The sequence below is a fragment of the Micromonospora kangleipakensis genome (genome assembly GCF_004217615.1).
GTDB classification, from domain to species: domain Bacteria; phylum Actinomycetota; class Actinomycetes; order Mycobacteriales; family Micromonosporaceae; genus Micromonospora; species Micromonospora kangleipakensis.
Map to the genome: position 1 here is coordinate 6,462,457 of NZ_SHLD01000001.1, position 16,644 is coordinate 6,479,100.

Here is a 16,644-nt window from a genome sequence, read left to right on the forward strand (position 1 = left end):
CCAGCGACGTATTTCCATCCGTTGACAGTCGTTGCAACACGCTTGTAACCTTGCCGAAAATTTCAGCCCGGAATTGCAAGAAACCGGCACTGAGATGCCTCCCCCGCGCCGCGCCACCCCCGTCCCCCGCACCCCCAGGAGTCCCGATGCATCGACGCCGATGCCGCTCGGCGGTCCTCGCCCTCGGCATGATCGCCAGCCTGCTCGTACCGACCGCCGTGGCGGCTCCCCCGGCCGCCGCGGCCCCGTCCGGCACCAGGAAGGTCATCGCCCAGCTCTTCGAGTGGAACTGGCCCTCGGTGGCCAGCGAGTGCACCAACGTGCTCGGCCCCAAGGGCTACGGCTACGTCCAGGTCTCCCCGCCGCAGGAGCACGTCAAGGGCAACCCGTGGTGGGTGGCCTACCAACCGGCCAGCTACCGGGTCGAGTCCCGCAAGGGCACCCGGGCGCAGTTCCAGTCCATGGTGAACACCTGCCACGCCGCCGGCGTGAAGGTGATCGTCGACGCCGTCATCAACCACATGTCCGGCCAGGACAACGGCGGCACCGGCTGGGCCGGCTCCTCGTACGGGCACTACGACTACCCGGGCATCTACCAGACCCAGGACTTCCACCACTGCGGCCGCAACGGCGGCGACGACATCGTCAACTACAACGACCGGTACGAGGTGCAGAACTGCGAGCTGGTCAACCTCGCGGACCTGAAGACCGAGTCGGACTACGTCCGGTCGAGGATCGCCGGGTACCTGAACGACCTGCTCTCGCTCGGCGTGGACGGGTTCCGGCTGGATGCCAGCAAGCACATGCCGGCCGGCGACATCGCCGCCATCAAGGGCAAGCTCTCCCGCTCGGCGTACCTCGTCCAGGAGGTGATCTACGGCGCCGGGGAGCCGATCCAGCCGACCGAGTACACCGGCAACGGCGACGTGCACGAGTTCCGGTACGGCAAGGACCTCGCCCGGATGTTCAACAGCGAGCGGCTGGCGTACCTGAAGAACTTCGGTGCGGCCTGGGGCTACCTGCCCAGCGGCTCGGCGGTCGCCTTCGTCGACAACCACGACACCCAGCGCGACGGCGGGGTGCTGACCTACAAGAACGGCGGCAGCTACGCCCTCGCGAACGCGTTCATGCTGGCCTGGCCGTACGGGTCGCCGGCGGTGATGTCGAGCTTCACGTTCAGCGGCAAGGACCAGGGCCCGCCCTCGGACGCCAACAACAAGACCCTGAACACCACCTGCTACTCGGGCTGGGAGTGCGAGCACCGCTGGCGGGTGATCGCCAACATGGTCGCCTTCAACAACGCCACCCAGGGCGCCGCGGTGGCCAACTGGTACGACAACGGCTACCAGCACATCGCGTTCAGCCGGGCCGGCAGGGGCTACCTGACCATCAACGACGAGGGCTTCGCGGTCACCGGCCGCTCCTACTACGCGGGGGTGCCCGCCGGCCGGTACTGCGACGTCATCCACGGCGACTTCGGCAACGGCTCGTGCAGCGGGCCGGTGATCACGGTGGACTCCAGCGGCTGGTTCGCGGCGAACATCAACGCCCACGACGCGGTCGCCGTCCACATCGGCGCGAAGCTGCCCTGACCCGGCCCGGCCGGCCCGATCCGACCCGGAGGCCCCCCCGCACCGCCTTTGACGGAGCGGGGGGCCTCCTCTCCCTTACGTCACCAACGGCTGCCACCGCCTGAGCGGCGACGGTCGCGCGCTCACTCGCCGAGCAGCCAGCCGTTCTCCTCGGCGATGCGCACCGCGTCCGCGCGGTTCCTGGCCCCGGTCTTGCCGATCGCCGCGGAGAGGTGGTTGCGCACCGTCCCCTCGGACAGGTGCAGCACGGCGGCGAGCTGGGCCACCGTGCCGCCGCCCCGGGCCGTCCGCAGCACCTCGGTCTCCCGCTCGGTCAGCGGACTGGCCCCGGTGGCCAGGGTCTCCGCGGCCAGGGTGGGATCGACCACCCGCAGCCCGGCGTGCACCCGGCGCACCGCGTCGGCGAGCTGCCGGGCCGGGGTGTCCTTCACCACGAAGCCGTTGGCGCCCGCCTCCATCGCCCGCCGCAGGTAGCCGGGGCGGCCGAAGGTGGTCACCACCAGCACCCGGCAGCCGGGCACGGCGGCGCGCAGCGCGGTGGTCGCGGCGATCCCGTCCAGGCCGGGCATCTCGACGTCGAGCAGGGCCACGTCGGGCGCGGTGCGGCGGGCCTCGGGGACCACCTCGTCGCCCCGCCCGACCTCGGCGACCACCGTGAGGTCCGGCTCCAGCGAGAGCAACGCGGCCAGCGCGCCCCGGACCAGCGCCTGGTCGTCGGCGAGCAGCAGCCGGATCCGCCCGCTCATCGCCGGATCACTGGTCCGCCGGCAGGGTGACGCGGAGCAGGAAACCCGGCCCGTCGGAGCGGCGGCCGACGGTGACCGTGGCGTCCAGCCGCCGGGCCCGCTCGCGCAGCCCGACCAGCCCGTGCCCGCCCGGCCCGTTCGCCGCCGCGGCGGCCGGTCCCCGTCCGTCGTCGCGGACCTCGACCAGGCCCGGCTCCACCCGGATCACGCAGCGCCGCGCCCCGCTGTGTCGGACCACGTTGGTCACCCCTTCCCGTACCGTCCAGCCGAAGAGCTCGTCCCGCTCCGCCGGCAACTCCGGCGCCGCGTCCGGCAGCTCCGCGGCGATGCCCGCGGCGGCCAGCGCGGAGCGGGCGCCGGCCAGCTCCCCGGCCAGGCTGATCCCCCGGTACGCCCCGACGGTGCCCCGCACGTCGGCGAGGGCCTGCCGGGCCAGCCGCTCCACGTCGGCGATCTCGGTGGCCGCCCGGGCCGGGTCCAGCTCCAGCAGCCGGCCGGCCAGCTCGGCCTTCACCGCCACCACGGTCAGCGAGTGGCCGAGGATGTCGTGCAGGTCCCGGGCGGTACGGGCCCGCTCCTCGGCCACCGCCAGCCGGCGGATCTCCTGCTGGGCGGCCTGGAGTTCGCTGTTGCGCTGGGTCAGCCGGGTCACCCCGTACATGGCGAAGGAGGCGAGCAGCACCGCGAAGACCACGGTGCCCTCCGCCTTCCAGGCGGGCACCAGCGCGGCCGTCACCGGCGGGGTCAGCGCGGCGAGGGCGACCACCGCCAGCGACTGCCGGCTCGGCAGCAGGAACACCGCCGCCGCGGCGACGAAGACCAGGGTGGTCAACCAGTCGCCGCCGGTACCTGGGATGCCGGCCAGCCCGAGCCCGAGCAGCAACGCCACGGCCGCCCACGCCCGGCCGACGGGGATTCCCCGGCGCTCCAGACGCCGGCCGCGCGCCCACTGAAAGACGAAGACGTACAAGACGCCGAAGGCGACCAGGGTCGCCGCGCCGACCACCCGTCGCCACGGCTCGGGCTGGTGCAGGGCGGCGAGCAGCGGGATGTTGAGGAAGAAGAGCCAGACCGCGGCGAGCAACCAGCCGGTGACCCGCCAGTGGCGGGTCTCCAGATAGTTCCGGTCCGACGGAAGCTGCATCCTGAACACGCTAGCGGCCGCCGTTCCCGTCAGACCCGGGTGGTGTCCCGGCGGAACAGCCGGGCCGCGCCGAGGCCGAAGAGCACGGTCCAGCCGGCCACGTTGCCCAGCGCCACCCAGTCCAGCCCGGCCCCGGTCAGCGGGGCCCGGGCGAGCTGGCCGACTCCGTACACCGGGGTGAACTTGGCGATCTGCTGCAGCGCGTGCGGCAGCACGTCGAGCGGGACGAAGAGGCCGCCGAGCATGGCCAGGATCGCCAGGATCGGGCCCATGAACTGCATGACGTTCTCGGCCGGGGCGAGGTAGCCGACGAAGAGCCCGAAGGCGGCGAAGACCAGCGAGCCGAGCCAGGCGGTGAGCCCGGACAGCAGCCAGACCTGGACGGGCAGCCGGACCCCGGCGGCCGCGCCGACCGCGAACTCCACGAGCACCGCGATCAGCCCGAGCACCATGGCGGTGGCCACCTTCGTCGCCACGTACGCGGGCGGGCGCAGCGGGGTGAGCCGGAGCTGCCGGCTCCAGCCCAGCGCCCGCTCGGTGGCCACTGCGGCGCCGGCGCTGGTGGTGGCCACCATGGCGCCGTAAACGGCGAGGCTGATCATGATCCAGGCGGTGACCGGGCGGCCGTTGGGCAGCTCCTGTCCGCGTTGCGGGAGTCCGAAGAGGAGGAAGAAGACCGCCGGCATGACCAGGATGAAGATCAGCGTCCGGCGGTTGCGCAGGACCCGGCGGATCTCGATGGCCAGCACGGCGGTGGAGAACCCGCCCAGGGCGGGCGGCCGCCGGTCGGCGCGGGTGGCGGACGGGGCGGAGGGGGCGGCGACGGTCATCTCAGGCTCCGATGGTCTGGGCGGTCGGGCGGGCGGCGGTCGGGCCACCGGCGGCAACACCGTCGGTGGTCGGGCCGTCGGTGGTGAGGGCGAGGAACGCGTCCTCGAGGTTGCGGGAGGTGATCTCGACGTCCCGGGCGGCGGTGCGGGTGAGCAGGTGCCGGGCGACCTCGTCGGAGTCGTCGGTGCGGACCAGCACCGCGTCACCGCGTACCTCGACCGCCCGGACCCCGGGCAGGGCGGCGAGCACGGCCTGGTCGGCGCCGGGGAGGGTGGCCCGGACGACCCGACCGGCGGCCAGGTTCTTGATCTCGGCGGTGGTGCCGTCGGCGACCACCCGGCCCTGCCGCACCAGCACGATCCGGTCCGCGTACGCGTCGGCCTCGTCCAGGTAGTGGGTGGCGAAGAGGATGGTCCGGCCGGCCCGGGCGTCGGCCCGGATCGCCTGCCAGAAGTCCCGCCGCCCCTCGACGTCCATGCCGGTGGTCGGCTCGTCGAGCACCATCAGGTCGGGGTCCGGGAGCAGCGCCAGGGCGAAGCGCAGCCGCTGCTGCTGGCCGCCGGAGCACTTGCCGACCAGCCGGTCGGCGATCGACGCGATGCCGGCCCGGTTCAGCACCTCACCCACCGGGCGGGTCCGGCCGTAGAAGCGCGCGGTCATCCGTACCGTCTCGCCGACGGTGAGGTCCTTGAGCAGCCCGCCGGTCTGCATCACCGCGGCGACCCGGCCGTGCCGGACGGCGTCGGCCGGGGTGCCGCCGAAGAGCCGGACGCCGCCGGCGTCGGGGCGGGCCAGCCCGAGCAGCAGGTCCACGGTGGTGGTCTTGCCGGCGCCGTTGGGGCCGAGGAAGGCCACCACCTCACCGGGCTCGATCCGCAGGCTGAGCCCGTCGACGGCGGTCACCGGGCCGAAGGTCTTGGTGAGTCCGGCCAGTTCGACGGCCGGTGCGGTGTCGGTCATGACAACGATGCTCCGGCGAGCGGCCGTCCCGTCCCCGGAGCGGGCGTCACCTTCCGACCGTGACATTTGTCAGGTCCCGGCGGGGTGCGCCCGGGCCTGCGCCGGGTAAGCGCCTGCGGTCCACGTCCGCGACACCGGGGAGGGCACCATGGCCAGCGCGCCAACCGGACGGGTCGACACGATCGTGCTGATCCACGGCCTCTGGATGACTTCGCGCAGCTGGGAACACTGGGTGGACCGGTACGAGGCCCAGGGCTTCCGGGTGCTCGCGCCGGCCTGGCCCGGGATGGAGGGCGAGGTCGAGGCGCTGCGGGCGGACCCGACCCCGATCGCCCAGCAGCGGATCGCCGACATCGTCGACCACTACGAAGCGATCATCCGGGACCAGCCCCGGCCGCCCATCATCATGGGGCACTCGTTCGGCGGCCTGGTCACCCAGCTGCTGATCTCCCGCGGCCTCGGCGCGGCGGGCGTCGGGGTGCACCCGGCACCGGTCAAGGGCGTGCTGAGGCTGCCGTTGAGCACCCTGCGCTCCGGGTTCTCCATCCTGCGCAGCCCGGCCAACCGGAACCGCGCGGTGCCGTTCACCGCCGACGACTTCGCGTACGCCTTCGGCAACACGATGAGCCGGGCGGACTCCGACGCGGCCTGGAACCGGTACGCCGTCCCCGGCGCCGGACACGTCTTCTTCGAGGGCGCCTTCGCCAACCTGGACCCGAACTCGGCCACCAAGGCGGACACCCACCGGGACGACCGGGCGCCGCTGCTGCTGACCACCGGCACCGAGGACCATGTGGTGCCGCCGTCGCTGGCCGCCGCGAACGCCCAGCTTTACCGGCCGTCCCGGGCGGTGACCGCGTACCACGAGTTCCCCGGCCGGTCGCACTTCGTGGGCGGCGAGCCGGGCTGGGAGGAGGAGGCCGACTACGCGCTGGACTGGGCGGTGGAGGCGGCGAACACCGTCTCGCCGACGGTGGTGAGCGAGGCGCCGGGCCGATGAGCCGATCGGCCCTGGCATGTCGGGGTGGAGCGGGGGTATGACGGACGTATGAGGGCGAGCTTCCGGCTTGGCCGGATCGCGGGGGTACCCGTCGGGGTCAACTGGAGCGTCGTGGTCATCTTCGTGCTGATCGCGTGGGCGCTGTCGGCCAGTCTGTTTCCCCGCAGCTACCCCGGCCGCCCCGGCTGGGAGTACGTGGCGGCCGGGGTGAGCGCCGCGGTGGTCTTCTTCCTCGGCCTGCTCGCCCACGAGGTGTCCCACTCGGTGGTCGCCAAACGCAACGGGATCGCCGTGCAGGGAATCACGCTCTGGCTCTTCGGCGGGGTGTCCGAGCTGAAGGGGGAGGCGAAGGACCCGGGTGCCGAGCTGCGCATCGCGGGGATCGGCCCGCTGGTGAGCCTGCTGATCGGGTTCTTCTTCGGCGGCATCGCCGTGGTGATCGCGCTGGCCGGCGGGGGCGGGCTGCTGCTCGGTGCGCTGTCCTGGCTGGCCGGCATCAACGTCCTGCTGGCGATCTTCAACGTGCTGCCGGCCGCCCCGCTGGACGGCGGGCGGCTGCTGCGCGCCGCGGTGTGGAAGGCGACCGGCGACCGGACGAAGGCGTCCGTGGTGGCGGCCCGGGCGGGCTGGGGCCTCGGCGCCCTGTTGATCGCCTTTGGACTCTGGCGGTTCCTGACCGGGGCCGGGGTGGGCGGGCTCTGGCTGGCGCTGATCGGCTGGTTCCTGATCGGCGCGGCCGGCATGGAGGAACGGCAGGCCCGGATGGGCAGCGCGCTGCGCGGGGTCCGGGTCGGCGAGGTGATGACGCCGCAGCCGCAGACCGCGTCCGGGGACATGACAGTCGCCGACTTCGTGGACCACTACCTCTTCGCGTACCGGCACTCGGCGCTGCCGCTGACCGAGGACGGCCGGCCGGTCGGGCTGGTCACCCTGGACCGGGTCCGGGGCATCCCCGCCGACCGGCGGGCCACCACCACGCTGGGCGAGGTGTCCTGCCGGGCCGACGAGCTGGTGCTCGCCGTCCCGGACGAGGCGCTCAACGACCTGCTTCCCCGGCTCAGTGAGTGTGCCGACGGCCGGGCGCTGGTGGTGACCGACCAGCGGCTGGTGGGGATCGTCTCGCCGAGCGACATCAGCCGGGCAGTGCAGCGCGGCAGCATGCGCGACCAGATGACTCCGGGTCGCCGTTAGGGACGACGGGCCGCCGTCAGGCAGGCGCCGGGGAGAGCCGGGCGGTGAGGTCGGGGGCGCCGGGGCCGGAGAGCTCCGGGACGACCGCATGCCGGCCGGTGAGCAGGAGCAGGAGCGCCGCGATGTCTCCCTCGACCCGGGGGCCGCGCCCGACGGACCAGGCGTGGTCCACGGCGACGAGCTCGAAGCCGTCCAGCCGGCGGCGGGCGTGGAAGGGCCAGCCCATGGTCCAGGCCCTCGTCGCGGCCGTGGCCGCCGCCTCCGCCGGCATCGGGCGGCTCCGGCCCAGCGGCCGGGCGATGTCCTGGCCGTGCACGAGGATGTCCAGCAGCGGCTCCAGGTGCGTCAAGCCGGGCGCCTTCCGGCGCGACCCCACCATGCCCCGCAGTCGGACGGCGTACTCCTCGACGGGCAACGCGGCCTCCCGTACGGCGGTGTCGTGGATCATGCGGTCGAAGCTGCCGCGGGCCCGCAGCATCGCCAGGGCCGCTGCGAGCGCCCCCGTGTGGGCGAGCGTGAGGTGCGCGGCCACCTCGCGTACCCGCCAGCCGGCGCAGAGGGACGGCGTCCCCCACTCCGCGCCGGACAGGTCGTCGAGGAGGTCGGCGAGGCTGGACCGCTCGTCGTCGATCGTCCGCCACACGTCGTCACGGTTCATTCCCGCCCCCTCGCCGACAGCTTGATTTGGTACGATCCTCTGACCAATATTCGTCAGAGTGTCTGACCAAGTCAAGGGGCCGAATGAACGAGGGTCCACCCGACGACGAGCTGAACCTCGGGCTGCTCTGTTTCATCGCGTACCGGGCCATGGAGTCCCGCGTGGTCGACGCCGTCGCCGCCGCCGGGTTCGACGACCTGACCGTGGCGCAGGGCCGGGTGTTCGCCCGGATCGGCCCGCAGGGCACCCGGGTCACCGAGCTCGCCGAGCAGGCGCGGGTCACCAAGCAGACCGCCGCGTTCCTCGTCGACCAGCTCGAACGCGCCGGCTACGTCCGCCGGGTGCCCGACCCGTCCGACGCCCGGGCCCGGCTGGTGACCATCACCGCGCGCGGCGAGGCCGCGATCCGGGTGGCGCGGGCCGCCGAGGCGGAGGTCGAAGCCGAATGGACGCGGCACCTGGGCAGGCAGGCCACCAGCCAGCTGCGGCGCGCCCTCACCCGGCTCCGGGAGATCACCGACCCGTACCGGTGACCGGGTCGGCATCGCCGCCCGGCCGTCAGTCGCGGGGGAAGTACCGGTCCAGCAGCTCGGTGCGGAACTTCCCGGCCGGGTCGAGTTCGCGCAGCAGGGCGAGGAAGTCCGCGTGCCGGGGGTACGCCGCGGCCGGGTCCAGCCCGAAGACCTTGCCCCAGTGCGGGCGGGGCGCGAACGGCGCCAGCCGCTCCTCCACCGCGGCCACCACCGGCGTCACCGCCGCCTCGTCACCGATCCAGGTGAAGTGGATCGCGAGGCTGTCCCGCCCGTGGTTCGGGCTGAGCCAGAGCGGGTCGGCGGCGACCGTCCGCAGCTCGCAGATCTGCAGCACGGCGGCGATCCGGTCGGCCGCCGCGTCCAGGGCGGCGAGCGCCTCGGCGGCCACGTCGCGGGCCACGTGGTACTCCGACTGGAGCTCGTCGCCGCTGCTCGGGGTGAAGCCGAGTCGGAAGTGCGGCAGCCGTTCGTGCCACGGCCCGGGCACGCCGAGCTGCGGGGTGCAGTTCTCCGCCGGCATGCCGGGCACCGGGTGGCGCTGCGCCGGGGCGGCCGTCGTACCGAGCCAGTCCGCCGGGGGCGGCGGCTGGTCGGCGCGCTGCTTGCGCCACACCTGGTCCAGCCGCGCGGAGCGCCAGTCGGTGAAGGCGCTGACGCTGTACGCCGAGGCGAAGGCGGCATCGAGGGCGTCGCGCGGCAGGCCGAGCCGGACGTACTGCCGGACGTCGAAGGTGGGCACCACGTCCAGGGTCACCCGGGTGACCACGCCGAGCGCGCCGAGGTTGACCACCATGCCGGCGAACCGGTCGTCGGCCCGGTCGAGGGTCAGCAGGTCACCGTCGGCGGTGACCAGTTCGAGGGCGGCGACCGCCGTGGCCAGGTTGCCGTGGGTGTCGCCCGAGCCGTGGGTGCCGGCGGCGACCGCGCCGGCCACCGAGATGTGCGGGAGGGAGGCCAGGTTGGCCAGGGCGTACCCCTGGGCGTGCAGCCGGGTGGCGACGTCGCCGTAGCGCAGGCCGGCGGCGACGGCGACGGTGCCGCGCTCCGCGTCCAGCTCGACGGTGGGCGGGAGCCCGGCCAGCGAGACCAGGTCGCCGGTGGTGTCGCCGAGTCGGTTGAACGAGTGCCCGGTGCCGACGGCCCGGATCCGGTCGCTGCCGGCGACCAGCCGGCGCAGCTCGTCCACCGTCGACGGGGTGTGCCGGCGGCGGGCGGCGTAGCGGACGTTACCGGCCCAGTTCCGGCCGGCGCGGGGGCGCGGGGCGGCGCCGCTGGTCGTCCGGGCGGCGATGTCGCCGGCGAGCGGGGCGTCGGTCACGGGGCGGTCTCCCGGTCGGTGGCGGCGGGGTCGGCCAGGGCGGCGCAGAGCGCGTCGAGCGCCACATCGACCTCGCGGAGGGCATACCCGCGCAGCGCCACCGGCAGCCCGGTGGTCCGGGCCTGCTCGATCTCGGCGCGGGCCGCCTGCCGCGCCGCCGCGTCGCCGTGAGCCAGCGCCGCCTGGGCATGCCGGACCAGCTCGTCGATCCGCTCGGTCCGGTAGCCGCGCAGGGACTCGGCGAAGTCGAAGTCGACGCCGACGAGCCGGGCGGTGGTGCGGGCACGCGCGTCGGTGAAGCGGTCGGCGGCGTACCGGGCCAGGGCATCCGCCACCTCGTCGGGTGTCTGGCGCACCTGGGCCAGGTCGAGCAGCTCCACGGCGGCCCGCCCGTCGAGCGAGTGGCGCGCGCTGGCCCGCACCTCGGGCGGCAGCGCCGCGCCGGGCACGCCGAGCAACCGTGGCGTCCCGGGACGCCCCTGCACCGACGGCCCGTCGGCGAGCGCCAGGGCGTCGAACTGATCCCAGCGGTACGTGCCGCGCAGGCCCGGCCGCCGCACGTCCAGCCCGTCCGGTCCGATCACGAAGCGGAACGGCCGCAGCGCGCCGAGCAGCACCACGCCGCCGAGGATGACGGCCCCGAGGGCGACCAGCGTCCGCAGCACCCGGTGGCCGCCGACGGCCAGCACCGTCACGCCGCCGAGCACGCAGATCGCGGCCAGCACCAGCGTCCCCCGGTTCCGGCGCAGCTCCATGTCGTACCCCCGTTCGCGCCGCCGTCGTCGTCGGTTGCATCATCCGTCGCCGGGTCAAGGGGCGGGCACCGGTCGATCGGGCACGGTTGCGGCGGCGTGGAGGGGGAACCCTACGCGAATGAGCAGCTACCGCGATCCGACCCTGCGCGGCGGCGTGTATCCGTCCGAGGAGGAGATCGACCCGACCGGCGTGGGCCCCGACCCGGGCGGCGCGCCGTCGGCGTACCCGACCGCTCCAGTGCCGGCGCCCACCCCGGAGCCCGAGCCCGACCCCGCGCCGGGACCGAAACCGGCGCCGCGGGCGGCCGACGGCGGGTCGTACTCGATCGTCACCCACCACCTGGACGGGTCGACCGAGGTGGTCACCGACCTGGACGGCGACGGGATCGCCGACGTAGTCCAGTTCGACCTGGACGGCGACGGCGTACCGGACATCACCTATCTGGACAGCGACCGCGACGGGCGGCTGGACACGGTGCTGCGCGAGCCGCGCGGACCGGCCCGCTGACCGGCCCGGTCCGGTGGGCACCGGGCGGGCTCAGAGCTGCGGCATGACCTCTGCGGCGACCAGTTCCAGGTGGTCCAGGTCGGCCAGGTCGAGCACCTGGAGGTAGGCCCGACGGCTGCCGATCTCGGCGTACCGGCCGAGCTTGTCGACGATCTCGGCGGGCGTGCCGGCGAGGCCGTTCTCCCGCAGCTCGGCCGGCTCCCGGCCGATCGCCGCGGCCCGCCGGCCGATCTCCGCCTCGTTCCGGCCGCAGCAGAGCACCAGCGCGTTGGACCAGACCATGCCGGACGGGTCCCGGCCGATCTCGGCGCAGGCCGCCCGCACCCGCGCGAACTGGGCCACGGAGTCCTCGACCGAGGCGAACGGCAGGTTGAACTCGTCGGCGTAGCGGGCGGCGAGCCGCGGGGTGCGCTTCGGACCCGCCCCGCCGAGCAGGATCGGCGGTCGCGGCTGCTGCACCGGCTTGGGCAGCGCCGGCGAGTCGCTGACCGGGTAGTACTTCCCCTGGAAGTCGAACGTCGCGCCGGCCGGCGTCTCCCAGAGGCCGGTAATGACCGTGAGCTGCTCCTCCAGCCGGTCGAAGCGCTCGCCCAGCGCCGGGAACGGGATCCCGTACGCGGTGTGCTCCTCGGCGTACCAGCCGGTGCCGATGCCCAGCTCGACCCGGCCGCCGCTCATCTGGTCGACCTGCGCCACGGTGATCGCGAGCGGGCCGGGCAGCCGGAAGGTGGCCGCGGTCATCAGGGTGCCCAGCCGGATCCGGGTGGTGTCCCGGGCCAGGCCGGCGAGGGTGGTCCAGGCGTCGGTCGGGCCGGGTTCGCCGCGCCCCGAGCCCATTTTCAGGTAGTGGTCGGAGCGGAAGAACGCGCCGAAGCCCGTCTCCTCGGCGCGGCGGGCCACGGCGAGCAGCTGGTCGTAACTGGCGCCCTGCTGGGGTTCGGTGAAGATCCGCAGTTCCATGCCCCGAGCATATGGAGCGGGCGTGCCCGCCGTGCCGTGCTCGCGAGGAAGCCGGGACCAGCTCGTATTACTTGACAAGCATATGAGTGAAGGGGCATATTGTCGGGGTGTCCGTCGACGCCTTCGCTGTGCTGGCCGAGCCGAGCCGGCGCCGCATCCTGGAACGGCTGCGCCGCGCCGAGAGCAGCGTCGGCGACCTGGTGGACGCGCTGGGGATGAGCCAGCCGGCCGTCTCCAAGCACCTCAAGGTGCTCCGCGAGGCCGGCTTCGTCACCGTCCGCACGGCGGCCCAGCAACGCATCTACCGGCTCGACGTACGCCCGCTGCGGGCCGTGGACGACTGGCTCGGGCCGTACCGCCGACTCTGGGCCGATCACCTCGACGCCCTCGAACGCCATCTCGACAGTCAGGAGTGACGATGGACCGCGACCGCTTCCGACCCGGCCCGCTCGCCGACGTCGCCCGGGTACCCGCCGACGACCGGTGGGAGCTGGTCTTCGTCCGGGACCTGCGGCACCCGCCGGAGAAGGTGTGGGCCGCGCTGACCGAGCCGGACCGGCTCGCCCAGTGGGCGCCCTTCCTGGCCAGCCGCGACCTCGGCACCCCGGGCGAGGCCACGCTCAGCACGGTCGACGGCGACGAGACCTTCCCCCAGCCGGCGACCGTGCTCCGCGCCGAGCCGCCGACCCTGCTGGAGTACACCTGGGGCGACGGCCTGCTGCGCTGGGAGCTGAGCCCGTCGGCCGCCGGCACCCGGCTGACCCTGCGGCACACCGTCGACAAGCCCGAGCTGGCGCCGATGATGGCCGCCGGCTGGCACCTCTGCCTCGACGTCGCCGGCCACCTGCTCGACGGCGACCCGGTCGGCCCGATCCGCGGGGCCGAGTCGAGGAACTTCGGCTGGGACGAGCTGCGGGCCGCGTACGCCGAACGCCTGGACGACGAACCGCCGGCGCGCTGACCGGCGGAGGTCACGCCCGGCGCGGCGTCGGGGTGTCCGGGAGGGTGATCGCGGTGGCGGCCCGGCGGATCGGCTCGGTCACCCGGCGGATGATCCGCTCCCGGCCGGGCAGGTGCGGCATCAGGCGCAGCATCAGCGTCTGGAACCGGATCTGCGCGGCCGAGCCCAGCACCATCCCCTTGAGGTTGCGCTCGGCGAGCCGCTGGTTCGCCTCGACGAAGGGGCGCATCCGCCGCTCGTAGTCGGCCAAGCCGGCCACCGGGTCGCCCGGCGCCGCCGCGAGCGAGGTGGCCAGCACGTACGCCCCGACCAGGCCGAGGCTGGTGCCCTGCCCGGACGCCGGCGACGGCCCGTACGCCGCGTCCCCGACCAGGGCGATCCGCCCGGTCGACCAGCGATCCATCCGGACCTGGCTCATCGAGTCGAGGTAGAAGTCGGGGGCGTCCCACATCGCGTCGAGCAGGCGCGGCACCTGCCACCCGGCGCCGGCGAACGCCTCCGCCAGCAGCGCCTTCCGGCCGGCGACGTCCCGGTGCTCGGCGCCACCCTCGGGCGAGGGGAAGAGGAACAGCGCCCTGGCGTCCGGCGAGCCGGCGGTGCGGTAGACCCCGACGGTGCGCCCCGGCGCGGGGTGCATCAGCTCGATCCGCTCCTCGCCGAACTCCGCCGGCACGGTGAAGATCGCGATGTGGTGCCCGAGCGGCCGCAGGTGGACCGACTCCGGGCCGAAGGCCACGCGCCGGACGTTGGAGTGCAGCCCGTCCGCGCCGACCACCAGGTCGAACGTCCGGCGCGGACCCCGCTCGAAGCTCACCTCGACCCCGTCGGCCGACGGGGTCAGCGTGGCGATCGAGTCGTCGAAGACGTACTCCACGTCGGGGGTGGCGTCGGCGAGGATGCGGGCCAGGTCGCCGCGCATGATCTCGGCGTCGTCGCCCTCCCGGCCGCCGAAGAGCGCGGCGTCCATGGTGGCGAGCTGCGCGCCGGTCGAGTCCACGAAGCGGGCCGCGCTCATCCCGGTGTCGTGCCGCTCCACCTGCCCGCGCAGGCCCATCCGGTCGATCACCTCCAGCGCGGCACCCCGGATGTCCACCTTGTAGCCGCCCTCGCGCAGCGCCGGGGCGCGCTCCACGACGGTCGGACGGAAGCCGTGGCGGCGCAGCCACCAGGCGAGGGCAGGGCCGGCGACGCTGGCGCCGGAGATCAGGACGGTCGTCATGCCGGCTACTGTACGAACGTGTAAGATGTTTGTGCAAGACGTTTGTTCCAGGAATCGGTTAGGCTGGCGACCATGGGAAATCGGGAAGACCTGCTCGCCGGCGCCAAGCGCTGCCTGATGGAGAAGGGGTACGCGGCCACCACCGCCCGGGACATCGCCGCCGCCTCCGGCACCAGCCTGGCCGCCATCGGCTACCACTTCCGCACCACGAAGGCGCTGCTCAACGAGGCCCTCTTCGAGGCGATGGCGGAGTGGGGCGAGGAGCTGCAACGGGCCCTCGCGGTCGACGCCGGCCCCGACGCCACCCCGGAGCAACGGTTCGAGGCGGCCTGGACCCGGATCATCGAGTCCTTCGCCCGGCTGCGGCCGCTCTGGGCCATCCAGTTCGAGCTGATCGCCCAGATGGACCGGGCGCCCGAGCTGCGCGAGGCGTTCGCCACCGCCAACCAACTCGCCCGGCTCGGCCTGGCCGAGGTCTTCCACCGGCTCGATCCGGACGCCGACGAGGCGCAGTCCCTGGCGCTCGGCTCGTTCTACCAGGCCCTGCTCGGCGGTGTCGCGGCCCAGTGGCTCGTCGACCCGGACCGCGCGCCGTCGGCCGCGGAGCTGACCCGGGCGCTGCGCACCATCGCCGCCGAGTTCACCGGCTGAGCGGACCGGCGGGACGTCGGCGCGAGCGTCGTGACTGAGCGGCATATTGATGACCCTCAGGCATATCGCTCGCCGCAGTTGTCCTCCCCGACGCCGAGCACACGCCGCAGCTCGGGGGCGCCGGCGCACGGGCCTACCCGCCGCCGCACGCCCTCGGCGCGCCGCCGAAGCGGTGCCGGTCCGGTCGTCAGGCCACGCGGTGGGGTGCGGCCGGTCGCCGGCCGAGGATCGGCGCGGCGGCCCGGCCGACGAAGACGAACGTCTCCCGGGCGGCGGCGACGGCCTGGTCCAGTTCCGTCGGGGACCAGTCGCGGGCGGCCAGCGCGGCCCGGAAGTCACGCCAGTCCCGGCCCGGCGCCATGCCGCTGCGGCGGAAGAACCGGGTCGCCGCGCCCTCGGGCAGGTCGAGGCGGCGTTCCACCACCGGGGCGATGACCCGCCCGCCCAGGGCGCTGCCGAGCAGGGCGTACCGGCCGCCGACCGCGCGGGCCAGGCGGTCGAAGCCGGGAGCGTCGGTGCGCTCCGGTCCCGCCTCGCCGTCGTGCGGTTCGCCGTTCAACGCTCGGAGGTCGGCCCGGAGCAGGTCGGTCGCCTCGCCGAGCCGGGGGTCGAGCCGCAGACCGGCCCAGTCGACGGCGGCGAGCCGGCGCTCCAGGGGCTGCCACCCGGCGAGCATCGCGGACAGGACGGACGACAGGTCCGTCCGTGACCGGATCCGCCCGGGAAGGTCCAGGTCACGCTCCAGGTCGAGATGGTGCTCCCGGGTGCCGGCGCGCAGCGCGTCCAGCATCGGGGACACCGCCTCCGGGCGTCGCGGTCGGGCCTGCTCGGACATCGGGCAAGTATGCCCCGAGCTGGTACGGAGCCCAATTTGCGGCGCACTGCGCCCCCGCGACCGACCGTCGCGTCAGCTCCGGCGGAGGGGCGAAGGACCGCTCGGTCGAGCGCCCAGGAGGGGCGCCGGGCCGACCGGTCAGCCGGCCGACCGTCCCGTACGGCGGCGGATCAGCCGGGCGCCGACGCTCACCACGGTGGCCCCGGCGGCCGTCCCGACCAGGACCAGGGCCGCCCCCACCGCCCAGAGACCGGTGCCGTCGGTCGAGGCGGCGTGCGCGGCCCAGGCGACGGTGAAGGCGACCGTCATCACCGGGGCCACCACCCAGGGGCTGAGCAGCCAGCCGCCCACGGCGGCGATCAGGGCCAGGGTGAGGACGCAGCCGGCCACCTGCCACGGCGCGTACGGGCCGCTGGTCGCGCCGGTCTCCGGGTCCACCGTGTATCCGGTCTCCCAGCCCAGCCAGGCCCACCACGCCCCGACCGTCGCCGCCGCGATGATCAGGCCGCCGACCAGGGTGCGCATCGTCAGGTTCACGACCTGATCCTGCCCGTCGGGGCCGGAAACCGGATGAGCACGCTTACTCAAGATGGCGGAACGGTGAGTCCCGCGACGCGGCCGGTGCTCACTCAGGTGCCGCGCCGCGGACCGCCCAGGCCCGGGCCGTCAGCCGGATCGACCCGTCCGGCTCGGCGGGCACCCGGGTGGCCAGCAGCTCACGCAGGGCGGCACGCTGCGGCCCGGCCAGGGATGAGAAGCGGCGGCCCTTGGGTGCGGGGTCG

19 protein-coding genes are annotated in these 16,644 nt (G+C 74.3%); 8 read left to right on the top strand and 11 right to left on the bottom strand.

Annotation, left to right across the window (positions count from 1 at the left end; all coding sequences use genetic code 11):
• Window positions 1-146: 146 nt before the first annotated feature.
• Window positions 147-1,592, top strand: a complete 1,446-nt coding sequence (locus EV384_RS30735; protein ID WP_130338860.1) for an alpha-amylase — start codon at window positions 147-149, stop codon at window positions 1,590-1,592.
• A 122-nt stretch (window positions 1,593-1,714) separates the two neighbouring features.
• Here EV384_RS30735 and EV384_RS30740 read toward each other — a convergent pair whose 3' ends face one another.
• From EV384_RS30740 to EV384_RS30755, 4 genes are read right to left on the bottom strand one after another with little or no spacing between them, the layout of a single operon-like run.
• On the bottom strand, window positions 1,715-2,338 hold the full coding sequence (locus EV384_RS30740) for a response regulator transcription factor (protein ID WP_130338862.1): 624 nt from the start codon (window positions 2,336-2,338) through the stop codon (window positions 1,715-1,717).
• Between the two features lie 7 nt (window positions 2,339-2,345).
• A complete protein-coding gene (locus EV384_RS30745) occupies window positions 2,346-3,482 on the bottom strand; it encodes a sensor histidine kinase (RefSeq protein WP_130338864.1) in 1,137 nt (378 codons plus the stop codon).
• Window positions 3,483-3,511: 29 nt separating this feature from the next.
• A complete protein-coding gene (locus tag EV384_RS30750; RefSeq protein ID WP_130338866.1) occupies window positions 3,512-4,312 on the bottom strand; it encodes an ABC transporter permease in 801 nt (266 codons plus the stop codon).
• 1 nt (window position 4,313) lies between these two features.
• On the bottom strand, window positions 4,314-5,273 hold the full coding sequence (locus EV384_RS30755; RefSeq protein ID WP_130338868.1) for an ABC transporter ATP-binding protein: 960 nt from the start codon (window positions 5,271-5,273) through the stop codon (window positions 4,314-4,316).
• A gap of 148 nt (window positions 5,274-5,421) precedes the next feature.
• Here EV384_RS30755 and EV384_RS30760 point away from each other — a divergent pair, with 148 nt between their 5' ends.
• The gene (locus EV384_RS30760) at window positions 5,422-6,273 is read left to right on the top strand and encodes an alpha/beta hydrolase (RefSeq protein WP_130338870.1); all 852 of its coding nucleotides are present in this window, start codon (window positions 5,422-5,424) and stop codon (window positions 6,271-6,273) included.
• Window positions 6,274-6,321: 48 nt separating this feature from the next.
• The gene (locus EV384_RS30765; protein WP_130338872.1) at window positions 6,322-7,464 is read left to right on the top strand and encodes a site-2 protease family protein; all 1,143 of its coding nucleotides are present in this window, start codon (window positions 6,322-6,324) and stop codon (window positions 7,462-7,464) included.
• Between the two features lie 16 nt (window positions 7,465-7,480).
• Here EV384_RS30765 and EV384_RS30770 read toward each other — a convergent pair whose 3' ends face one another.
• The gene (locus EV384_RS30770) at window positions 7,481-8,122 is read right to left on the bottom strand and encodes a maleylpyruvate isomerase family mycothiol-dependent enzyme (RefSeq protein ID WP_130338874.1); all 642 of its coding nucleotides are present in this window, start codon (window positions 8,120-8,122) and stop codon (window positions 7,481-7,483) included.
• A gap of 83 nt (window positions 8,123-8,205) precedes the next feature.
• On the opposite strand from EV384_RS30770, the gene EV384_RS30775 reads away from it, so the two are divergent.
• Window positions 8,206-8,655 carry a MarR family winged helix-turn-helix transcriptional regulator gene (locus tag EV384_RS30775; RefSeq protein WP_130338876.1) on the top strand — a complete coding sequence of 150 codons (450 nt, stop codon included), beginning with the start codon at window positions 8,206-8,208 and terminating at the stop codon, window positions 8,653-8,655.
• A 25-nt stretch (window positions 8,656-8,680) separates the two neighbouring features.
• Here EV384_RS30775 and EV384_RS30780 read toward each other — a convergent pair whose 3' ends face one another.
• Together EV384_RS30780 and EV384_RS30785 are read right to left on the bottom strand one after the other, a co-directional pair.
• Window positions 8,681-9,946 (bottom strand): FAD-binding protein, encoded by a 1,266-nt coding sequence (locus EV384_RS30780; RefSeq protein WP_130340920.1) that lies wholly within the window; start codon window positions 9,944-9,946, stop codon window positions 8,681-8,683.
• Between the two features lie 23 nt (window positions 9,947-9,969).
• Window positions 9,970-10,728 carry a hypothetical protein gene (locus EV384_RS30785; RefSeq protein ID WP_130338878.1) on the bottom strand — a complete coding sequence of 253 codons (759 nt, stop codon included), beginning with the start codon at window positions 10,726-10,728 and terminating at the stop codon, window positions 9,970-9,972.
• Between the two features lie 118 nt (window positions 10,729-10,846).
• Here EV384_RS30785 and EV384_RS30790 point away from each other — a divergent pair, with 118 nt between their 5' ends.
• Window positions 10,847-11,236: a hypothetical protein gene (locus EV384_RS30790; RefSeq protein WP_130338880.1), complete on the top strand. Its 390-nt coding sequence runs from the start codon at window positions 10,847-10,849 to the stop codon at window positions 11,234-11,236.
• A gap of 30 nt (window positions 11,237-11,266) precedes the next feature.
• Here the strand turns inward: EV384_RS30790 and EV384_RS30795 are convergent, their stop codons facing one another.
• On the bottom strand, window positions 11,267-12,196 hold the full coding sequence (locus EV384_RS30795) for an LLM class F420-dependent oxidoreductase (RefSeq protein WP_130338882.1): 930 nt from the start codon (window positions 12,194-12,196) through the stop codon (window positions 11,267-11,269).
• A gap of 107 nt (window positions 12,197-12,303) precedes the next feature.
• Here EV384_RS30795 and EV384_RS30800 point away from each other — a divergent pair, with 107 nt between their 5' ends.
• Window positions 12,304-12,612: an ArsR/SmtB family transcription factor gene (locus tag EV384_RS30800; RefSeq protein WP_130338884.1), complete on the top strand. Its 309-nt coding sequence runs from the start codon at window positions 12,304-12,306 to the stop codon at window positions 12,610-12,612.
• Between the two features lie 2 nt (window positions 12,613-12,614).
• Window positions 12,615-13,157, top strand: a complete 543-nt coding sequence (locus EV384_RS30805; RefSeq protein ID WP_130338886.1) for an SRPBCC family protein — start codon at window positions 12,615-12,617, stop codon at window positions 13,155-13,157.
• A gap of 10 nt (window positions 13,158-13,167) precedes the next feature.
• On the opposite strand, the gene EV384_RS30810 is transcribed toward EV384_RS30805, so the two are convergent.
• A complete protein-coding gene (locus tag EV384_RS30810; RefSeq protein WP_130338888.1) occupies window positions 13,168-14,376 on the bottom strand; it encodes an FAD-dependent monooxygenase in 1,209 nt (402 codons plus the stop codon).
• Between the two features lie 72 nt (window positions 14,377-14,448).
• On the opposite strand from EV384_RS30810, the gene EV384_RS30815 reads away from it, so the two are divergent.
• Window positions 14,449-15,027: a TetR/AcrR family transcriptional regulator gene (locus EV384_RS30815; RefSeq protein WP_130338890.1), complete on the top strand. Its 579-nt coding sequence runs from the start codon at window positions 14,449-14,451 to the stop codon at window positions 15,025-15,027.
• A gap of 187 nt (window positions 15,028-15,214) precedes the next feature.
• Here EV384_RS30815 and EV384_RS30820 read toward each other — a convergent pair whose 3' ends face one another.
• Window positions 15,215-15,862 (bottom strand): biliverdin-producing heme oxygenase, encoded by a 648-nt coding sequence (locus EV384_RS30820; protein WP_130338892.1) that lies wholly within the window; start codon window positions 15,860-15,862, stop codon window positions 15,215-15,217.
• Between the two features lie 138 nt (window positions 15,863-16,000).
• Window positions 16,001-16,399: a hypothetical protein gene (locus EV384_RS30825; protein ID WP_242624371.1), complete on the bottom strand. Its 399-nt coding sequence runs from the start codon at window positions 16,397-16,399 to the stop codon at window positions 16,001-16,003.
• Window positions 16,400-16,644: the final 245 nt, after the last annotated feature.

Coding starts and splice junctions, on each gene's coding strand:
- EV384_RS30770 (WP_130338874.1), bottom strand. CDS start 8,122: ATGAACCGTGACGACGTGTGGCGGACGATCGACGACGAGCGGTCCAGC.
- EV384_RS30790 (WP_130338880.1), top strand. CDS start 10,847: ATGAGCAGCTACCGCGATCCGACCCTGCGCGGCGGCGTGTATCCGTCC.
- EV384_RS30765 (WP_130338872.1), top strand. CDS start 6,322: ATGAGGGCGAGCTTCCGGCTTGGCCGGATCGCGGGGGTACCCGTCGGG.
- EV384_RS30735 (WP_130338860.1), top strand. CDS start 147: ATGCATCGACGCCGATGCCGCTCGGCGGTCCTCGCCCTCGGCATGATC.
- EV384_RS30750 (WP_130338866.1), bottom strand. CDS start 4,312: ATGACCGTCGCCGCCCCCTCCGCCCCGTCCGCCACCCGCGCCGACCGG.
- EV384_RS30805 (WP_130338886.1), top strand. CDS start 12,615: ATGGACCGCGACCGCTTCCGACCCGGCCCGCTCGCCGACGTCGCCCGG.
- EV384_RS30755 (WP_130338868.1), bottom strand. CDS start 5,273: ATGACCGACACCGCACCGGCCGTCGAACTGGCCGGACTCACCAAGACC.
- EV384_RS30815 (WP_130338890.1), top strand. CDS start 14,449: ATGGGAAATCGGGAAGACCTGCTCGCCGGCGCCAAGCGCTGCCTGATG.
- EV384_RS30740 (WP_130338862.1), bottom strand. CDS start 2,338: ATGAGCGGGCGGATCCGGCTGCTGCTCGCCGACGACCAGGCGCTGGTC.
- EV384_RS30820 (WP_130338892.1), bottom strand. CDS start 15,862: ATGTCCGAGCAGGCCCGACCGCGACGCCCGGAGGCGGTGTCCCCGATG.
- EV384_RS30745 (WP_130338864.1), bottom strand. CDS start 3,482: ATGCAGCTTCCGTCGGACCGGAACTATCTGGAGACCCGCCACTGGCGG.
- EV384_RS30775 (WP_130338876.1), top strand. CDS start 8,206: ATGAACGAGGGTCCACCCGACGACGAGCTGAACCTCGGGCTGCTCTGT.
- EV384_RS30785 (WP_130338878.1), bottom strand. CDS start 10,728: ATGGAGCTGCGCCGGAACCGGGGGACGCTGGTGCTGGCCGCGATCTGC.
- EV384_RS30795 (WP_130338882.1), bottom strand. CDS start 12,196: ATGGAACTGCGGATCTTCACCGAACCCCAGCAGGGCGCCAGTTACGAC.
- EV384_RS30810 (WP_130338888.1), bottom strand. CDS start 14,376: ATGACGACCGTCCTGATCTCCGGCGCCAGCGTCGCCGGCCCTGCCCTC.
- EV384_RS30760 (WP_130338870.1), top strand. CDS start 5,422: ATGGCCAGCGCGCCAACCGGACGGGTCGACACGATCGTGCTGATCCAC.